The sequence below is a fragment of the Mesorhizobium sp. M1A.T.Ca.IN.004.03.1.1 genome, assembly GCF_003997555.1.
In the GTDB taxonomy this organism is placed as follows: Bacteria; Pseudomonadota; Alphaproteobacteria; order Rhizobiales; family Rhizobiaceae; genus Mesorhizobium.
Window position 1 is genome coordinate 118,362 of sequence record NZ_RZTV01000001.1, and the last position, 13,444, is coordinate 131,805.

Below are 13,444 nucleotides of genomic sequence, written 5' to 3' on the forward strand. Positions count from 1 at the left end.
TCAGTTCATGATCTGTGGACTACGCCGGCCGTCTCCGGCAAGGGCAGGCCTGATGCCTGCCTCACCAGTCGAGCGGTGTCAGAGGCCGAGGCCGCCGAGGCAGACATATTTGGTGTCGAGATAGTCCTCGATGCCCTGATGTCCGCCTTCCTTGCCGAGGCCCGATTCCTTGACGCCGCCGAACGGCGCCTCGGGCGTGGTGATCAGGCCTTCATTGACGCCGACCATGCCGTATTTCAGCCCTTCCATGACGCGGAAGGCGCGGCCGAGATCGCCGGTGTAGAAATAGCAGGCGAGGCCGAACTCGGTGTCGTTGGCCAATGCGATTGCTTCTTCCTCGGTCTCGAACTTGAACACGGGGGCGACCGGCCCGAAGATCTCTTCCTTCATGAAGCGCATCTTGGGCGTGGCGTCGGCGATGACCGTCGGCTGGAAGAACGAGCCGCCGAGCGCATGGCGATTGCCGCCGGCAACGACCTTGCCGCCCTTCGAGGTGGCATCGGCGATCAGTTCCTCGACCTTCTCGACCGCTTTCTCGTCGATCAGCGGCCCCTGCTGCACGCCTTCTTCCAGGCCGGAGCCGACCTTCAGACTGTTGCTGGCAGCGGCGAGCTTCTCGACGAACTTGTCATAGATACCCGCCTGGACGAGGAAGCGGTTGGTGCAGACGCAGGTCTGGCCGGAATTGCGGTACTTCGCGGTGATGGCGCCGGTGACGGCGCGATCGATGTCGGCATCGTCGAAGACCAGGAACGGCGCATTGCCGCCGAGTTCCATCGACACTTTCTTGACCGTCGTCGACGACTTCTGAATCAGGATCTTGCCGACCTCGGTCGAGCCGGTGAAAGTGATCTTCTTGACCAGCGGGTTGGCGCAGATCTCGTCGCCGATCTCGCCGGCCGAACCGGTCAGGATGTTGATGACGCCCTTGGGGAAGCCGACCTCTTCGGCGAGCGCGCCCCAGGCGAGACCCGAATAAGGCGTCTGCGAGGCCGGTTTGACCACGGCCGTGCAGCCCGCGGCCAGCGCCGGTCCGAGCTTGCGGGCGAGCATCGAGGACGGGAAGTTCCATGGCGTGATGGCGGCAATGACGCCGACCGGCTCCTTCGTCACCAGGATGCGGCGGTCGCCCCAGGGCGACGGCACGATGTCGCCATAGGTGCGGCGGCCTTCCTCGGCGAACCAGAGGATATAGCTCGCGGCCGAGCCGATCTCGCCCTTGGATTCGAACAGCGACTTGCCCTGCTCGATGGTGAGCAACTCGGCCAGCACGTCCTGATTGTCCATCATTGCGTCGTGCAGCTGGCGCAGAAGCTTCGAGCGCTCGAGCGCGGTGGTCTTGCGCCAGCTCTTGAAGGCTTCATCGGCGGCCTCGATGGCGCGGCGGGTTTCGGTCTTGCCGGCCTTCGGCACGGTGCCGATCTTCAGGCCGGTCGCCGGATTGTTGACGTCGATGGTCTGGCCGCTGTCGGCCTGCACCCATTCGCCGTTGATGAGATTGGCCTGGCGCATGAAATGACTGGTTTTCTGAAGCATGGTCTGGCCTCCGTTTCGGCGCGCTGATCGGCCGTTTTTCTGGATATTCGGGGGCGTGCAAGGCTGCACGCTGGCGCATTGCTCTTACCTAGGGAAAGCCCGGCAAGCAATCACAAGATGGCATATAGGGGTTGGGCCAGCAAAGACGAGCGCTAGCCGAACACATGCAGGACCACCGTCAGCCAGAAGGATGTGGTGAGCACCGCGCTGGCCGTGGCGATCGTCATCTGGTTGGACGCCAGCGCTTGTCCGGTGTTGAACTGAACGGCGATGAGATAGGAATTGATGCCGGAAGGCAGCGCCGCCACGACCACGGCGACCTTTGCCGTCAGCGGCGGCAGGTCGAGCAGCCAGACCGCGAGCAGCACCAAGGCCGGCATCAGGAAGAGTTTCAGCGCCGACAGCGCGAGCGCCGGGCGGATGTTGCCGGATATGCCGAAGCGGCACAGGCTGAGCCCCATCGCAAACAGCGCCACCGGCCCGGCCGTATCGGCCAGCGCGTCGACCAGCCGCCCGATCAGCGGCGGCATCGGCGCGCCGGTGAAGCGCCAGGCGAGCCCCGCGAGAATGCCAATGATAAGCGGGTTGACGAACAGCCGCCTGAGGAAATTCCGGATGACGCGCAACTGATGCACGGACTGCTCGCCGCGACGGCCGAACATCTCGAACAGCACGATTGACGCCATCATCATGACAGGCAGGTGGATCGAGACCAGCAGCGACAGCACCTCGAAGCCGCTGGTGCCGAATATGCCTAGGATGAAGGGCGCGCCAAGCAGCACGACATTGGAATAGGCCGAGGACACGCCGCCGACGATGCCGGCGCGGGCATCGCGGCCGAAGAGGCGCGTCATGACCAAGTGCCCGGCGGACCAGGTGACGGCAACCGCCGCAAAATAGGCGCTCCACAGCGACCACGGCGCCACGCCATGGAAATCGGAGTTCACCATCGTCTGGAACAAGAGCAGCGGCATAGCCACGTTGACGGCGAATTCGGATATGCCCTCACCACTTGCCGGCTTCAGATAGCCGGTAAGGCCGGCGAGATAGCCGAGCGCAACGAGACTGAAGACGAAGAGGACGGTTTCGGTGAGCGGCGTCATTGTTCGGGCGGAGACATCTTTACCGTGATAGGCAAGCCTCGAGCGCCGTGCAATCGGCCGTTCTCCGGCCGACCGTTGGTCCTCTGCTTGTTTTTCAGCCGGCTTTGCGGTCCCTATATGCCGATCATGGCCCCGGCCTCTCCCGGCCGCCATAAGGACTTCACATGCTGCGACTTGCCCTGGCGCTTTTCCTGCTTGCCGTTCCCACCCTCGCCCACGCAACCGACGCCGGCTGGGCGCTGCTGCGCGATGGCGGCCATATCGTCCTGCTTAGGCATGCCTTCGTCACCGGGACCACCGATCCGGCGAATTTCGACATCGGCAATTGCGCCACCCAGCTCAACCTGTCCGAGCGCGGCAAGCAGCAGTCAAGCCGCATCGGGGCGCTGTTTGCGGCGCGCGCGGCGCCCATCGAGCGTGTGCTCTCCAGCCGCTACTGCCGCTGCCTTGATACCGCCCGCATCGCTTTCGAGGCCGAACCGAAACCATTTGCGCCGCTCGACTTGCTCAAGACCGATTCGGCTGAGAAGGCCGCTCAGATGGAGGCGGTGATGAAGGAGATCCGGGGCTATTCCGGCTCTGACAATCTGGTGCTGGTCACGCATCTGGAAAACATCCAGGCGCTCACCGGCGTCTCGCCGCGCGAGGGCGAGGCCGTGGTCGTGGCGCCTAATGGAGACGGCCTCAAAGTGCTCGGCCGCGTCACCTTCTGACGGCATAGGTCTGCCCAGCTCAGCACTGTGTCCGAAATGCCACAGCCGCAAGAAGCCGCAAGCCCCCGCGATAATGCCGCTTGCGACAAGCCGTCGCAGGGTCTATAGGCGCGCTCCCGGTCACGAAAAACGAAGCGAGCACAACGGTTGGAGCTTTCGTCTCCGCCCGCGCAGCCGGCTTGCCGCGCTGTGTACGGCGCCGTTTCGGAGTGTTGGGATCGCCGATGTAGCTCAGAGGAAGAGCGCCGGATTTGGGTCCGGAGGTCAGGGGTTCGAGTCCCTTCATCAGCACGGATAGCTCAGTTTGGTTAGAGCGTCAGACTCATAATCTGATTGTCGAAGGTTCGATTCCTTCTCCAACGGCCTGTTAAGCCGACACCTTTGGGTGGTGTTATCCAAAACGGTCCGGGGACCGGAATGCAGAAGACCTGACAGAGGGCTAAGCCTTCGGGCCGAGGCCGTATCGAACGGTCCGATGCCATCGGCTCGCGGCCAGGCTCGCGGTGACGATCAAGGCGTGGCAATGCCGGCAAAGGAGCCTTCGGGCGCCGGCGCCCGCCTTGCCGCCCCGCGATCCGCTCCCGAAGGCCCGCCGCCTGGCGATGCCACCGGTCTCCGGATCATCCGTGCCGGGAAACGAAACGAGAAACGAAAGGACGATCGACGCATGACGTGACGCCTCGCACGGGGCCATGCCCGACAGGAGTAACGACAATGAAGACCATTCTCGAAAAGGTTCTGGGACGCCAGCGCGTCCTCGTGAAGGAAAATGAACGTGCCGTCGCCCTCTACAAGGGCGAGATCCAGGCTGTCCTGATGCCGGGCGAACATTGGCTCGACAACCGGCGCGGAAACCTGGAAATCTCCAGGCACGACCTGAAGAACCCGGAATTCGTTTCGGCCTACGAGAAGGCATTGTTCGACAAGCTCCCGGATGTGGCCGCGCGTCACTTCACCGTGGTTCGCACCGGGCGCACCGACATTGCCGTGATCGAGCGCGACGGCGCCCTTCATGCCGTTCTCGCTCCGGATCGCAAGCTCGTGCTGTGGACGGATGCCGGCCCGTGGGCGGTGACCTCCGTCGACGCGGCGGCCGATCTGGCCGTCGATCCGGCCTTGATGCGCTGGATCGGCCAGGCCCGAAAGACGGAACACATGTTCCTGCATCCGGTCGTGGACGGTCAGGTCGGTCTGCTGTTCGTGGACGGCGTCTACACCCGCACGCTTGCCGCGGGGCTGCACGCCTTCTGGAATGTCGGGCGCATGGTCCAGGTGAAGGTCGTCGATCTCAAGCGGCAGTCGCTTGATGTCGCCGGGCAGGAAGTGCTGACCAAGGATCGCGTGACGATCCGCGTCAACATCGCCGCCGAATACCGGGTCGTCGATCCGGTGACGGCGGTGGGCACGGTGAAGGACTTCTCCGAAGCCCTCTACCGCGCCCTGCAGTACGCCTTCCGGAAGACGCTCGGCGCGCTCACCCTCGACCAGATCCTCGACAAGAAGATCACGGTCGATGAGGAGGCAGCCGCCAAGGTGCGTTCCGACATGGCCGCGATCGGTCTCGAGGTCAGCGATATCGCGCTCAAGGATGTGATCCTGCCGGGCGAGATGCGCGAGATCCTCAACCAGGTGGTTTCGGCCGAGAAGCAGGCCGAAGCCAACGTCATCCGCCGCCGCGAGGAGACGAACGCCACGCGTTCGCTGCTCAACACGGCCAAGGTGATGGCCGAGAACCCGGTGATGCTGCGGCTGAAGGAACTCGAGGCTCTCGAGGCCATCGCCGGCAAGGTCGAGCGCCTGACTGTCCACAACGGGACGGGCGGGCTGCTCAACGATCTGGTCAAGCTCCGCGAAGGCTGAGCTTACGCCACGTAAAATGGGAAGGGCCGCCGGTTGCCCGGCGGCCCTTCTTGCGTCCACAAAGCCGGCATCCCATCTGCGCCCGGCGTGTCAGGCCTTTTCCTGCCCGGAAAAACCGATTAGACAGCGGCAAAACAAGATGCGGACAGATTCCGCCCGCAACCGAAGGAAGAGCCCTTGTCCACCACGTTCGAGAAAGTCGCCAAGATCATTGCCGACACCAGCGAGATCGATATCGACACCATCACGCCCGAAAGCCATACCATCGACGATCTCGGCATCGACAGCCTCGATTTCCTCGACATCGTCTTTGCCATCGACAAGGAATTCGGCATCAAGGTGCCGCTCGAGAAGTGGACGCAAGAGGTCAATGACGGCAAGGCTTCGACCGACGACTACTTCGTCATGCAGAACCTGTGCGCCAAGATCGACGCGCTGGTCGCGGCCAAGGCCGCCTGAAGAGCGCGACCTTGCCCCGCCTCCAGCCTGACCAGCAAAGCCGCTCATGAGCAGCCCGCGCGACGTCGTCATCACCGGCATCGGCCTTGTCTCTTCGCTGGGAGAAGGACCGGACGCGCATTGGCAGAAGCTGACCCGGCCGGGCGTTGAGCCGGTGCTCGATGCGACGCGCTTTGCGCCCTACACAATTCATCCCCTGCCCGAGATCGACTGGAACCTGCAGATCGCCAAGCGCGGCGACCAGCGCCAGATGGAGACCTGGCAGCGGCTCGGCACCTATGTCGCCGGCCTGGCGCTGGACGACGCCGGCATCAAGGGCAATGACGAGCTTTGCGCGACCATGGACATGGTTGTGGCGGCCGGCGGCGGCGAGCGCGACGAGGCCGTGGACAGCGCGATCCTGGCGGCGTCCGAGAGCCGCAACGACCGCGACGTGCTGCTCAACGAGAAGCTGACCACGGAATTGCGGCCGACGCTGTTCCTCGCCCAGCTTTCCAATCTGCTCGCCGGCAACATCTCCATCGTGCACAAGGTCACCGGCTCGTCTCGTACCTTCATGGGCGAGGAAGGCGCCGGCGTCTCTGCCGTTGAGACGGCCGCCGCGCGCATCCGCTCCGGCCAGTCGACCCATGTGCTGGTCGGCGGCGCCTTCCAGACCGAGCATTCAGACATGCTGCTCGGCTATGAGCTCGCCGGTTATCTGCATCGCGGCCCGTGGAGACCGGTCTGGCAAAGACAGGGCGCGGAAGGCGGCGGCGTGGTGACGGGCTCGGGCGGCGCTTTCTTGGTGCTCGAACAGCGCGAGCATGCGCAGAGCCGGGGTCGCAAGATCTATGCTGAGCTCGGTCCTGTGGTTTCCGGCCGGGCGAGGCGCCGGCGCGGCGAGCTGAATGCCGAAATCGCCGCTTCGCTGAAGCAGGCGGCGCTGCCCGCCGGCGAATTGCTGACGATTTCCGGTGCCTCCGGCGCCCATGCCGCCACGGCGGCCGAAAAGGCGGCACTCGATGCCGACCCGGCGCTTGCAGTGCGCGCCTTCTCGACGCTCACCGGCCACATGAAGGAAGCCCAGTTCCCCTTCGCCGTGGCGCTTGCCGCGCTCGCCGTCGACCGCAAGGCCCCCTACCCTGTCTTCGATGCCACAGTGGAGCAGCCATTCGTAGGCGTCCCCAGCTCCGTCCTTGCAACGGCGATCGGCTATCACCAATTCGAGGGCCTGGGGCTGATCAAGGCCGCTTAGAGCGAGACAGACAGAACATGGCCAATCTCCGCGATCACATGGGCAGGCCTATCGTCGCCGTGACCGGCATCGGCGTGGTGACTTCGCTTGGCGTCGGCAAGGCCGACAACTGGGCGGCGCTGACCTCAGGCAAATCCGGCATCCATCCGATCACCCGTTTTCCCGTCGATCATCTGAACACCCGCATCTCCGGCATGGTCGATTTCCTGCCGTCGAGCTCCAAGGGTGCCAGTCCCCTCACCTACGAGCTGGCCGAGACGGCCGCCCAGGAAGCGGTGTCGGAGGCCGGCCTCGATTCCGGCGATTTCGGCGGCCCGCTCTTTCTCGCCTCGCCGCCGGTCGAGCTCGATTGGGCCGACCGCTTCTCGCTCTACAATTCCGACAAGAAGGAAAGCGGTTCCGAGAGATTGCTGCGCGTGGCGCGCGGACTGAAGGAGCTCGGCATTTTCGAGACCACCCAGTTCGGCTCGATCGCCGATCGCCTGGCCGATCGTTTTGGCACGCGCGGCCTGCCGATCACGCTGTCGACAGCCTGCGCGTCAGGCGCCACCGCCATCCAGCTCGGTGTCGAGGCGATCCGCCGCGGCGAATGCGACAAGGCGCTGTCGATCGGCGCTGACGGCTCCGCCACGGCCGAAGCCCTGATCCGCTTCTCGCTGCTCTCGGCGCTTTCCACCCACAACGACATTCCCGAAAAGGCCTCGAAACCCTTCTCCAAGGACCGCGACGGTTTTGTCCTTGCCGAAGGTTCCGGCGCGCTGGTGCTGGAATCGCTGGAGGCGGCACTTACCCGGGGAGCCACCATCCTCGGCATCATGCGCGGCTGCGGCGAGCGCGCCGACGACTTCCACCGCACCCGCTCCAAGCCTGACGGTTCGCCGGCCATCGCCGCGGTACGCGCCGCCCTTGCGGATGCCGGCTTGAGCGAGGACGAGATCGACTACGTCAACGCGCACGGCACCTCGACGCCGGAAAACGACAAGATGGAGCATCTGTCGCTGTCGACCGTGTTCGGCGAGCGGATCGGCTCGATGCCGATCTCGTCGAACAAGTCGATGATCGGCCACACGCTGTCCGCTGCCGGCGCGGTCGAGGCCGCGTTCTCGCTGATGACCATGCGCGAAAGCGTCATCCCGCCGACCATCAATTACGACAATCCTGATCCGGCAATCGTGCTCGACGTGGTGCCAAACAAGAAGCGCAACGCAGAGGTCGGCACGGTTCTGTCGAATTCCTTCGGCTTCGGCGGCCAGAACACCTGCCTTGTCATGGCGCGGGAACCGGTCTAAGCGGACGTTTTTCCCGCTTCCAAAGTACCGACAGGCCAAATGCGCGCATTGCAACTTATCGAGGACCGCCGCCTTGAAACGGTGGACCTTCCGCCTCCCCCGCCGCCTTCGCAAGGTGAAGTGACGCTCCGCATCAAGGCGGTGGCGCTCAACCATATCGACGTCTGGGGCTGGCGCGGCATGGCCTTCGCCAAGCGCAAGCTGCCGCTGGTCGTCGGCGCCGAAGCCTCGGGCGAGGTCGAGGCTGTCGGGCCAGGCGTCTCCACCCTCCTGCCGGGGCAACTGGTGTCGATCTACGGCGCGCGAACCTGCGGGCTCTGCCGTGCCTGCCGCGAGGGCCGCGACAATCTTTGCGAGCACGTCTCCGGCGTCCACGGTTTTCATCTCGACGGCTTCGCGCAGGAAAAGATCAACCTGCCTGCCCGTCTCCTGGTGCCTGCGCCGCCCGGTGTCTCAGAGATCGGCGCTGCCGTCGCACCCGTCACCTTCGGCACGGTCGAGCATATGCTGTTCGACAACGCGAAACTGGAGCCCGGTGAGACCATCCTCGTCCATGCCGGCGGCTCCGGCATCGGCTCCGCAGCCATCCAATTGGCGAAGCGCATGGGCTGCACGGTCATCACTACGGTCGGCTCGAACGACAAGATCGACAAGGCGAAGGCGCTTGGCGCCGACCATGTCATCAACTATCGCGAGGATCGCTTCGAAGGCGTGGTGCGCAAGCTAACGAAGAAGAAGGGCGTCGATGTCGTGTTCGAACATGTCGGCGCCGACACTTTTGCAGGTTCGATGCTATGCCTGAAGCGCGGCGGCCGCCTCGTCACCTGCGGCTCGACCTCCGGCGTCTCGACGCAGGTCAACCTGATGCAGCTTTTCCAGCAACAGCTGAAGCTGCTCGGCTCCTTCGGCTGCCGCATGGAGAACATGGCCGATGCCATGCAGAAAATGGCGGCCGGTCTCGTCGCGCCCGTGATCGACACCGAAGTCGGCTTCGACGACATCGACGACGCGCTGAAGCGCATGGAAGGCCGCGACGTCTTCGGCAAGATCATTCTTCGCGTTTCCTAAGACAAGATGGTCGGCAAGGTGCTCAAGAAAGCCCGCCGGGACTTCATGTTCCGCTATGCCCGGCGGCTACGCCAAATGGAGCACTGGCTGGTGGCGCGGCTTGCCATGGCGGTCATCGGCCTGCTGCGCCTTTTGCCGCCTGACAGCGCGCTCAACTTCGCCGACCGCGTCGCCCGCCGCATCGGGCCGATGGTCGGACGGCACAGGGTAGCCGTCAACAATCTGCGCCTTGCCTATCCGCAAAAGAGCGATGCCGAAATCGAGGCCATCGCGTCCGACATGTGGGGCAACATGGCCCGGCTTGCCGCCGAATACATCTTCCTCGATGCACTCTTCGATTTTGATCCGAATGCCGCCAAGCCGGGCCGGGTCGAGGTCAGCGGTATCGAGCATTTCGTCGAAATCGCAGGCGAAAAGAAGCCGCACATCCTGTTCACCGGCCATCTCGGCAATTTCGAGCTTTTGCCGGTCGCCGCCGCCACCTTCGGCATGAACATCACGGCACTGTTCCGCCCGCCCAACAATCCCTACCTTGCCGACTACATCCACTCGACACGCCGCTCGAGCATGGGAGGCCTGCTGCCGTCCTCGACCGGCGCATCGTTCGCCCTTGCCGCCATCCTGGAAAACGGCGGCAATATCGGCGTGCTGGTCGATCAGAAATTCACGAACGGCGTCGAGACGACCTTCTTTGGTCGCCCCTGCCAGAGCAATCCCGTGCTGGGCATGCTCGCCCGCCACTATGACTGCGATGTCTATCCGGCGCGCTGCGTCAGGCTGCCGGGAAACCGTTTCCGATTGGAAATCGAAGACAAGCTCGACTTGCCGCGCACCGAAACCGGCAGCGTCGATGTTCACGCCACCACGCAGCTGCTCGCCGACGTCGTTGAGCGCTGGGTGCGCGAGGATCCCGGACAGTGGATGTGGTTCCACAAGCGCTGGGAGATGAGCGGCCGGCGACGTAAGCGGCGTGAGCGGGCCAAGATCAGCTAAAGCGGCCCAGAACGTTCAGATCGCTTTCGTCTGGATCAAACGCTAAACCGCTAGGAGATAGCTTTCTGCTGGCCGTGTTGCGTGCCATGCGCAACGAAGGGCCGCGAGGACTAAGTCCACGCGGCTCCAGGTTCTGCTGTCTCAAAGCGGAGCGGGGATGGTGAAGTTCGGCCGGAACGTATCCATCGTGGCACCGTTGCGATCCTCGGAAAGCAGTGTGTCCGAGCCGAAGCTTGCCCGCAGGCCAACCACGTATTTGTGGATGTTCACGGTGCCTGAAGCTTCCGAGAAGGTTAGGTGATCCAGCTGATAGCGGCCAAATACCGACCAAGGGGTCCCTGAGAACCGATAAGTAGCCTGCAAGGCCGCCGTTACCGTATCGAAATGTCCGCCAAAACCGGACAGCCGCGAGAAGCCGAGTTCACCGTCGAAGCGGAGATTGTCTTGCGCGAAATACCGCACGACACCCCGGCCGCCCCAATTGTCGAAATGTTCGGACTCGCCGCTGGCCCGCAACTGCCCGTAGTAGGCCTGCCCGTAGATCGTCACGTTGCCGAAATAGGCCTGAGCCTCTGGACCGACAGTGAAGGTATAAAGGTCTAAGTCACCGATGCCGTTATCGCCGCCAAATCCGTTTATCGTCGCAAATCCACCCAGCGCATATGAGCTCGGATCGCGCCAGTAACCGTGGATCGCACCGCCGTAGCTGTAGATGTTCGTGCCTTCGACCCAAAGCGAATCGATCACCCCGTCAGTCTGGATGTTCCAGCGGGCGTCGATCGGGAAATTCACCCGAACAGCGCCGCCGGCAGTCGTGCCATCCGAGTCGTCCCCAGGGGTCGCGAAATAGAGACCTCCGAGATAGATTTCGCCATAACCTGATATATGCGGCTGCGCGAGTTCCTGGTCCAGAAGAACGGGTGCATCGGCAGCAAAAGCCGAGGTTGCGGTTGCCGCGATCGCAGCGCTCAATAGAAATCGATACATTAAAGTCCCCAAGCAGCCAGAACAACGCTTCGTACTTACCACTGCGCCGTCATGCAAACCAGCTCCGGCGATGCTCACGCTAGTATAAGCTGCTTGTTTTTGAAGCATGTGCGGCATTGCTGCAACGCTCCGAGCAGGCGCAGCCATCAAATGCTGCCTGCGGCCTAGGCAGCCCTCTCCGGCCCGTTTCAATCGGTGACGACGATTCGCGTGTTGCCGTAGCCGGCTTCCTTCACCATCGAATAGAAAGTCGCGGCATTGGCCGTATGCAGGCGCACGCAGCCATGCGAGGCCGGACGCCCGAGATATTTCACGGCGCCGGTGCCGTGAATGGCGTAGCCGCCGCGGAAGAACACCGAATACGGCATCGGCGAATTGTCATACTTGCGCGAGTACCACATCCGCGCGGTCCATTGCGGCCGGTAGCTGCCGCGCGGTGTGAAGTAGCCCCTTCGGGCCGTCGATACATTCCAGCGATACAGCACCTGGCCGTATCTGCTGACGGTCATCGTCTGCGTCGAGACGTCGATATTGGCGACCAGCGAAGCCGCCCGGCTTGCGATCGACGTGCCGAGCAACGTGGTTGCCAGCACGGCCGCCATGAGGCTGGAGTTTTTCATGCGATGAACCCCTTCGATTGCCCCCTGCCATCACGTGGTCTCTTTTCCATCATTTTCGCCGGCAGGTGCGTTAAGTACCACACACTCCTTGACAAATTCGCCAATTCGATTTCGCGAATTTGAATGATTTCCCGTCATAGTTGCTGGGCCGCTGCCCACTCTCAACGGTTTAAGCGCGAGCCTGCCCTCAATCATTGTCCGGCAACCGCGAAAGGCAGCTTGCAAAAGCGCCGCGTTGCTTCTTCAATCAGCAGGATGAATGAACGACTCCTCCGGGCCGTCGATGACCGGGTCGACGACCTGATCGCGCTGACCGCCGAGCTCATCCGCTTTCCGACCGTCAATCCGCCCGGCGAGGCCTACCGGCCATGTGCCGAGTATCTTGGCGCACGCCTCAAGAAGCTCGGCTTCGAAACCGAATTCATTCGCGCAGAAGGCACGCCCGGCGACACCGACCGCTACCCGCGCGTCAATGTCGTCGCCCGCTTCGACGGCCGCTCGCCCGGTGCCTGCGTCCATTTCAACTCGCATATCGACGTGGTCGAGGCCGGCGAAGGCTGGACCGTCGATCCTTTCGCCGGCCTGGTGAAGGAAGGTAAGGTCTACGGCCGCGGCGCCTGCGACATGAAAGGCGGGCTGGCGGCTTCTGTCATTGCCGCCGAAGCCTTCATGGAGGTCTATCCCGACTTTCCCGGCACCATAGAGATATCCGGCACGGTCGACGAGGAATCCGGCGGGTTCGGCGGCGTCGCCCATCTGGCGAAGCTCGGCTATTTCTCGAAGCCGAAGGTCGACCACGTCATCATTCCCGAGCCGCTGAACAAGGACCGCATCTGCCTTGGCCATCGCGGGGTCTGGTGGGCCGAGATCGAGACCAAGGGCGAGATCGCGCATGGCTCGATGCCGTTCCTCGGCGACAACGCGGTGCGCCATATGGGTGCCGTCGTGCAGGCCTTCGAGGACGAGCTTTTCCCGGCGCTCGACGGCAAGGTGACGCGCATGCCGGTGGTGCCCGAGGGCGCCCGGCGCTCGACCATGAACATCAATTCCGTCCATGGCGGCCAGACCGAGGATTTCCGGCCGGGACTGCCCTCGCCCAACGTGCCGGATTCCTGCCGGCTGACCATCGACCGCCGCTTCCTGCTCGAGGAAGACCTCGCCACCGTCAAGGGTGAAGTCACCGGCATCCTCGACCGGCTGAAGCGCGAGCGAGAAAAGTTCGACTACGAGATCCGCGACCTGATGGAGGTGCTGCCGCTGATGACCGAGCGCGACGCGCCGGTGGTGAAAGCCGTCGCCAAGGGCATCATGGAAATCTTCGACCGCGAGCCGGAATACGTCATTTCGCCCGGTACCTACGACCAGAAGCATGTTGCCCGCATTGGCCAGATCTACGACTGCATCGCTTATGGCCCCGGCATCCTCGATCTCGCGCATCGGCCGGACGAATGGGTGGGCATCGCCGACATGGTGGACTCGGCCAAGGTAATGGCGATCGGCCTCAACGTGCTGCTGCGCGGTACGACCGGCTGATCGGGAAAAACATTTCCCTTGGCGCCACCCGGCAGCACGAAACGCA

The 13,444-nt window shown here is 63.4% G+C and carries 12 protein-coding genes and 2 tRNA genes; 10 read left to right on the forward strand and 4 right to left on the reverse strand.

What is annotated here, in order from left to right:
• Nucleotides 1-78 precede the first annotated feature (78 nt).
• Both EOD29_RS00580 and EOD29_RS00585 read right to left on the reverse strand, forming a co-directional pair.
• The gene (locus EOD29_RS00580; RefSeq protein WP_127245689.1) at nt 79-1,536 is read right to left on the reverse strand and encodes an NAD-dependent succinate-semialdehyde dehydrogenase; all 1,458 of its coding nucleotides are present in this window, start codon (nt 1,534-1,536) and stop codon (nt 79-81) included.
• A gap of 152 nt (nt 1,537-1,688) precedes the next feature.
• Nucleotides 1,689-2,639, reverse strand: a complete 951-nt coding sequence (locus EOD29_RS00585) for an AEC family transporter (RefSeq protein WP_127245690.1) — start codon at nt 2,637-2,639, stop codon at nt 1,689-1,691.
• A gap of 164 nt (nt 2,640-2,803) precedes the next feature.
• Between EOD29_RS00585 and EOD29_RS00590 the strand changes: the two genes are divergently transcribed.
• The 9 genes from EOD29_RS00590 to EOD29_RS00630 all read left to right on the forward strand — a co-directional run bounded on the left by EOD29_RS00590 (nt 2,804) and on the right by EOD29_RS00630 (nt 10,258).
• The gene (locus EOD29_RS00590; RefSeq protein WP_066999807.1) at nt 2,804-3,352 is read left to right on the forward strand and encodes a histidine phosphatase family protein; all 549 of its coding nucleotides are present in this window, start codon (nt 2,804-2,806) and stop codon (nt 3,350-3,352) included.
• Nucleotides 3,353-3,572: 220 nt separating this feature from the next.
• Nucleotides 3,573-3,643: transfer RNA gene (locus EOD29_RS00595), tRNA-OTHER, on the forward strand.
• Nucleotides 3,644-3,712, forward strand: a tRNA-Met gene (locus EOD29_RS00600).
• Nucleotides 3,713-4,066: 354 nt separating this feature from the next.
• The gene (locus tag EOD29_RS00605; RefSeq protein WP_127245691.1) at nt 4,067-5,212 is read left to right on the forward strand and encodes a slipin family protein; all 1,146 of its coding nucleotides are present in this window, start codon (nt 4,067-4,069) and stop codon (nt 5,210-5,212) included.
• 177 nt (nt 5,213-5,389) lie between these two features.
• Nucleotides 5,390-5,671: an acyl carrier protein gene (locus tag EOD29_RS00610; protein WP_066999801.1), complete on the forward strand. Its 282-nt coding sequence runs from the start codon at nt 5,390-5,392 to the stop codon at nt 5,669-5,671.
• Between the two features lie 46 nt (nt 5,672-5,717).
• Nucleotides 5,718-6,908, forward strand: coding sequence for a beta-ketoacyl-ACP synthase (locus EOD29_RS00615; RefSeq protein ID WP_127245692.1), 1,191 nt, complete (start codon nt 5,718-5,720; stop codon nt 6,906-6,908).
• A 17-nt stretch (nt 6,909-6,925) separates the two neighbouring features.
• Nucleotides 6,926-8,197, forward strand: a complete 1,272-nt coding sequence (locus EOD29_RS00620) for a beta-ketoacyl-ACP synthase (protein WP_066999795.1) — start codon at nt 6,926-6,928, stop codon at nt 8,195-8,197.
• Nucleotides 8,198-8,236: 39 nt separating this feature from the next.
• Entirely contained in the window at nt 8,237-9,265 is a 1,029-nt protein-coding gene (locus EOD29_RS00625) for a zinc-binding dehydrogenase (RefSeq protein ID WP_127245693.1), read from the forward strand.
• A 6-nt stretch (nt 9,266-9,271) separates the two neighbouring features.
• Nucleotides 9,272-10,258, forward strand: coding sequence for a lipid A biosynthesis lauroyl acyltransferase (locus tag EOD29_RS00630; RefSeq protein WP_127245694.1), 987 nt, complete (start codon nt 9,272-9,274; stop codon nt 10,256-10,258).
• A gap of 141 nt (nt 10,259-10,399) precedes the next feature.
• Here EOD29_RS00630 and EOD29_RS00635 read toward each other — a convergent pair whose 3' ends face one another.
• Nucleotides 10,400-11,245 (reverse strand): hypothetical protein, encoded by an 846-nt coding sequence (locus EOD29_RS00635; protein WP_127245695.1) that lies wholly within the window; start codon nt 11,243-11,245, stop codon nt 10,400-10,402.
• Nucleotides 11,246-11,433: 188 nt separating this feature from the next.
• Nucleotides 11,434-11,865 carry a L,D-transpeptidase gene (locus EOD29_RS00640; protein ID WP_127245696.1) on the reverse strand — a complete coding sequence of 144 codons (432 nt, stop codon included), beginning with the start codon at nt 11,863-11,865 and terminating at the stop codon, nt 11,434-11,436.
• A 255-nt stretch (nt 11,866-12,120) separates the two neighbouring features.
• Between EOD29_RS00640 and EOD29_RS00645 the strand changes: the two genes are divergently transcribed.
• On the forward strand, nt 12,121-13,398 hold the full coding sequence (locus EOD29_RS00645) for an acetylornithine deacetylase/succinyl-diaminopimelate desuccinylase family protein (protein WP_127245697.1): 1,278 nt from the start codon (nt 12,121-12,123) through the stop codon (nt 13,396-13,398).
• The last annotated feature ends 46 nt before the right edge of the window (nt 13,399-13,444 follow it).